The 5266-nt window shown below is 71.9% G+C and carries 4 protein-coding genes; 3 read left to right on the top strand and 1 reads right to left on the bottom strand.

Annotated elements, in window-relative coordinates; translation table 11 throughout:
• Positions 1-1704: ricin-type beta-trefoil lectin domain protein (locus J7E97_RS30170; RefSeq protein ID WP_308346852.1), on the bottom strand; the 1704-nt coding region annotated here is incomplete at its 3' end.
• A gap of 251 nt (positions 1705-1955) precedes the next feature.
• Between J7E97_RS30170 and J7E97_RS30165 the strand changes: the two genes are divergently transcribed.
• The 3 genes from J7E97_RS30165 to J7E97_RS30155 all read left to right on the top strand — a co-directional run.
• Positions 1956-2600, top strand: coding sequence for a TetR/AcrR family transcriptional regulator C-terminal domain-containing protein (locus J7E97_RS30165; protein ID WP_215033905.1), 645 nt, complete (start codon positions 1956-1958; stop codon positions 2598-2600).
• Positions 2601-2641: 41 nt separating this feature from the next.
• Complete coding sequence (locus J7E97_RS30160) at positions 2642-3580, top strand: serine/threonine dehydratase (RefSeq protein ID WP_215033903.1); 939 nt, start codon at positions 2642-2644, stop codon at positions 3578-3580.
• 435 nt (positions 3581-4015) lie between these two features.
• Positions 4016-5266, top strand: a 1251-nt coding sequence (locus J7E97_RS30155; protein ID WP_215033901.1) for a sugar ABC transporter substrate-binding protein, incomplete at its 3' end; no start/stop codon positions are given.

Genomic DNA, 5266 nt, shown 5'->3' with positions numbered 1-5266 from the left:
CGACCAGGCCTGGTCGACCCGGTGTTCGCCGCAGGCGGCCAGTTCCAGCCGCTCGGCCGGGACGCCCGGTTCGGCGGGGGCGGCCGCGGAGGCGGGGGTCGTGAGGCAGAGCCCGCTCGCGTCCTCGACCAGAGTGCCGTCGCTGCGGTACGTCCAGCTCTGCCCCGGCGCGCGGCGGCGGTGGTCGGACGAGCAGTCGGCCAGCTCCACGAGGCCGCCGGCGCCCACCGACAGGCAGTCACCGGCCATCCGCAGGCTGCCGTCCCCGCGCAGCGTCCAGCGCTGGTCGGGCGCGCCCGTGCAGGTGCCCATCACCACGGCACCGACCCCGGTGGTGTTCGCTCCGTCGGCGCAGGCGGCGCCCTGGCGGGGCCCCTGACCGGTGATCTGCCCGGTGGGCACGGCCCCGGCGCAGCCGCCGCGCGGGGTGAGCCGCCAGACGGCCGTGTCGTGGGCGGCCACCGTCCCGGTCAGCGCGTCCGAGACCTCGCGCGCCTGCCCGTTCCACAGGTCCTTCGCGTCGACCGTGCAGGAGGGCAGCCCGATCTCGGCGAGCGGTACCCGGACCTCGCGGGGGTTGCCGGACCGGTTGAGGACGGCCACGGCGCGGTCGCCGTTCGCGAGCGGCCGCACCAGGATGTCGAAGGTGGCGTTGGAGGAGACCACCGCGCCCTGACGGCCCATCGGGTCCTGGTCCAGCGCGATGAGAGCGGTGTTGCCGAGGGCGGCGAGCCCGGCCGCGCTGAGCTCGGAGACCTGCGAGGACAGGATGAACGGGGCGGCCATCATGGCCCACAGCCCGACCTGGCTCCGGCTCTCCGCCTCGGTGAGCCCGGGGGCGCCCGCGATCAGGAAGTCGGGGTCGTTCCAGTTGCCGGGGCCGGCGTACCGGCCCAGCCAGCGGTTGTACCCGTAGTTGCCCATGACCGAGCTCCACCGCGAGGTGTCCGGCGCGGCCGGCTTGTACACCTTGATGTCGCGGCCCTCGCGCCACAACTGGCCGGTCTCGCCGACCCAGCCGAGCACCTTGTGCCAGTCGGGGCCGCCCCATTCGCCCTGCTGGAAGTAGGCCGGCGCGGAGGCGGAGAGCACCATGTCCCGGCCGCTGCCGCGCAGTGCCCTGGCGACGGAGTTGTAGGCGTCGCGGTAGGCCTGCTCCTTGGTGGAGCCCTCGGGCACCCACAGGTTGCAGCCGTCCATCTTGACGTAGTCGACCGCCCAGGAGGCGAACTGCCGGGCGTCGCGCGCGTAGTGGTCCGGCCCGCCGCCTTCGGGGGAACCGCTGCCCGGGTAGCGCTCGCAGGTGAGGTGGCCGGCGTCCTGGTAGATGCCGAACTTCAGCTTCCGCGCGTGCAGGTACTCGCCGAGCCAGGCCATGCCGTGCGGGAACTTCTCCGTGTCGACGACGAGATTCCCCTCCGCGTCACGGCTCTTGGTCATCCAGCAGTCGTCGACGGTGACCGTGTCGTAGCCCTTGGCCGCGAGGCCGGTGGAGACGAGCGCGTCCGCGTTCGCCACGACCTTGGCCTCGTCGATGTCGCACATGTAGTGCGCCCAGTTGTTCCACCCCATGGGCGGAGTGAGCGCGAGCGGGGTGTCCGAGGTCGCCTGGGGCTCGGCCGCCACCGGGGCGGGGGCGAGCGTGAGGGCGAGCACGGCGGCCGCGGTCAGACAGGGGAGCGACGCACGCAGGCGAGGCGGCACGGAGTCTCCTTGACGTGGGGGCTGTCGAGCGCCCAGTGCAGCGGTGTGACTACCCGCTGTCAACATAAGTCGAGGGTTATGGCTCGATGACCAGCAATATGGGTGCAGTCGATGTCACGCGAAGGGGTTGATGCGTGGTGCCGGACGACCTGCGGCAGTCATCCGGTACGCCGTACGATCCACCGCCTGTGGCAGTGGCTGTGACAGTGGTTGTGACGACGGATGATACGGCGGCTGATACGATGTATCTCATGCCGAGAAGATCAGCCGCCCTCGACCGCGCCACCCCCGAGGCGATCGCCGCCGCCGCCCTGCGGATCCTCGACGAGCAGGGGCCCGCCGCGCTCAGCTTCCGCGCGCTCGCCGACCGGCTCGACGTCTCGCACGCCACCGTCCAGCGCCGCTGCGCCGACCTCGCGGGCCTGCTCGACCTGTGCACCGAGCACCTCGCCGCCCAGCTGCCCGCGATCCCCGCCGCAACCGGCTGGGCCGAGGCCACCGAGCAACGGTTCACCGCCCTCTACCGGCTGCTCGCGGCCCACCCCGGGCTGCTGATCCTGCGCGGCGGCCGGCCCTGGCTCGGGCGCCAGCTGCTGGCCCGGCTCGTCGAGCCCGCGCTCGCCGACAGCGTCGCCGCGGGGATGACCCCGGGCGAGGCCATGACCGTCTACCGCCGGATGTACCTGCTGACGCTCGGCAGCGCCGCGTTCGTCGACCACCGGGATCCGGCCGGCGCCACCGCCGCCTCGCGCGGGGCGCTGGCCGCGCTGGACCCCGCCGAATTCCCCGTCCTCTCCGGCGGGCTGGCCGACGTACTGCCCGCCCTGACCGACCACGAGGTGTACTACGGCGCCCTGCGCCAGCTGATCGAGGCGGCCCGGCCCGCCGCGGCCTGACGCCGAGGCGGTCCCGGTTCCACCGACAAGGGAGTGAGTTCATGGAAAAGCAGCTCGACTACGCCGCCGTGCGCGCCGCCGCGGGCCGGATCGCCGGGGCGGTGCGGCCCGTCTCCGTGATACCGGCGGGCGAAGGGATCTCGTACGCGCTGGAGTTCCTCCAGCACACCGGCTCCTTCAAGGCCCGCGGCGCCCGCAACTTCCTGGCCGCCCACCGCGATGCGGGCACCCTGCCCGCCGCCGGGATCACCATCGCCTCCGGCGGCAACGCCGGCCTCGCCTGCGCCTGGGCGGCCCGTGCCGAATCGGTGCCCGCCACCGTGTTCCTGCCGGCCACCGCGCCGCGCGTGAAGGTGGAGCGGCTGCGGGGGTACGGCGCCGACGTGCGGCTCGGCGGCGACCGGTACGACGAAGCGCTCGCCGCCTGCCGGGAGTTCGCCGCCCGGAGCGGGGCGCTGAGCAGCCACGCGTACGACCACCCGCTCATCGCCGCGGGCGCCGGAACCCTGCTCGAGGAGATCCGCGACGCCGTGCCCGGCCTCGACACGGTCGTCGTCGCGGTCGGCGGCGGCGGACTGTTCGCGGGCATCGCCACCGCCGCGCGGGAGCACGGCGTACGGGTCGTCGCGGTCGAGCCGGAGAACTGCCGGGCCCTGAACGCGGCCCTCGAAGCGGGCCGGCCCGTGGACGTACCCGTGGACTCGGTGGCAGCCGACTCGCTCGGCGCGAGCCGGGTCTCGGCGGACGCGCTGGCCGCCCTGCGGCAGGAGAACGCGGAGTCGGTCCTGGTCCCGGACGCGGCGATCACCGCGGCCCGGCGCGCGCTGTGGGAGGAGCACCGCATCGTCGTCGAAGCGGGCGCCGCCACCGCGCTGGCGGCGGTGCGCGTCGCGGCGCGCCCGCTGGGTGAGCGGGTCGCGGTGGTCCTGTGCGGCGCGAACACCGACCCGGCGGACCTGGGCACGGACCGGGGCGCGTGATCCGGACGCGGTGCGCGGGTCGTGCTCATCCCGCATGCCAGACCCGCCGGGTCCGACCTCGAACGGCGATCGTTGCGCGGACCGAAGACTTGGCGACGTGCGAGCGAGCGGCGGAGACGATTGCGGACGTGTCTGGTAAAGCGCATTAGTGCCAGCGGGGGGAACGGCCGATAAGGAGGCGGCTGTTGACGGGGGAGTGAGGCTCGTTATTGAATCGATATCGCGCCAAACCTGCTGTGGACTAAAGCGCATCAGTGCAGGTCAATGCCAGTTGATGGAGTGACTTTCGGACTGCCGGGGCCCTCCCGTCGCAATGGGGGCGTAGGGCTTCTCTACGGCCGGGACTTTGGTCGTATTGACGGCGGCTTGATTTCGGGCCAGTTTGGGCCCAGCGCTCCGGCGACGAGGCCGGGACTCTCCCCGAAGGCGGCGACGATGACCCGTACGAACGCGACCCGTTCAGCCATCACCACACTCGTGGCCGGAACGTTCCTCGTGACCTCCGCGTGCGGCCTGAGCGGTGGCGCGGGAGACGTGGCGGAGGGCGGGAGAACGGGGAAGGTGGCCGGTCGGATCACCTTCCGCACCCTCCAATTGAAGCCCGTCTTCACCGCGTACGTACAGGGCGTCATCGACTCCTTCGAGGAGCGGTACCCGGACGTCGAGGTCAAGTGGGAGGACGTGCCGGGCGACGGCTACAACGAGAAGCTCGTCGCCGACGCCCAGGCCGGGGCCCTGCCCGACGTGGTCAACCTCTCCACCGACTCCTTCCAACTCCTGGGCGACCGCGGCATGCTCGCCGACGTGGCCAAGCTCGACCCGGAGGTGGCCAAGGACTACGTCCCCGGCGCCTGGGAGCAGTTCAAGCTGCCCGGCAAGGGCGACGGCGTGTTCGCGTACCCCTGGTACGTGACCCCGGAGATCCTCACGTACAACAAGGACCTCTTCGAGAAGGCCGGTCTCGACCCGGCCAAACCGCCGACCACCATCGAGCAGTTCTTCGACTACGCCGAGCAGATCGCCGCGAAGTCCGGCGGCCGGTACTCCGCGTTCATGGCCGACCCCAAGGGCCGGCTGCCCGGAGACTGGCAGAAGATGGGCATACCGATCCTGAACGAGCGGCGGGACCGGTTCACCTTCGAGTCCGCCGAGGCCGTCGCGTGGGTCGAGCGGATGAAGGACCTGTACGACAAGGGCGCCATGCCCAATGAGTCCCTGCTCAAGTCGGACGACATCAACCAGCTCTACGGCGGCGGGAAGCTCGTCTTCGGCCCCGGCTCCCCGGGCTTCGTGAAGGACATCAAGCAGAACGCCCCGCAGGTCTACGCCGGCACGCAGGTCGCGAACGCCGTCACCGGGAAGCTCGGCCACATCGGCATCTACGCCCAGTCGCTCGGCATCAAGAAGGACACCAAGCACATGGACGCGGCGACCGAGTTCGCCAAGTGGATCACCAACGGCCCCAACCAGGTGGCGTTTTCGAAGAAGGCGACCATCTACCCGTCGAACGCCACCGGCCTGGCCGACCCGTACTTCGCGGACAAGGGCGACGGCAAGGACGCGGAGACGCTGGCGCGCGCCATCGGCGCCGAGCAGTTGAAGACGGCGGCGCTCGACGCCAACACCCCCGTCCAGTGGACCAACCAGGTCGGCGACGCGGTCGTGCGCGAGATGCAGAAGGCCATC

This window comes from Streptomyces sp. ISL-66 (assembly GCF_018614135.1).
In the GTDB taxonomy this organism is placed as follows: Bacteria; Actinomycetota; Actinomycetes; order Streptomycetales; family Streptomycetaceae; genus Streptomyces.
This window is presented reverse-complemented; position numbering and strand designations above follow the sequence as displayed.

Excerpts from the sequence above, each read along its gene's own strand:
- J7E97_RS30165 (WP_215033905.1), top strand. The coding sequence starts at position 1,956 with ATGCCGAGAAGATCAGCCGCCCTCGACCGCGCCACCCCCGAGGCGATC.
- J7E97_RS30160 (WP_215033903.1), top strand. The coding sequence starts at position 2,642 with ATGGAAAAGCAGCTCGACTACGCCGCCGTGCGCGCCGCCGCGGGCCGG.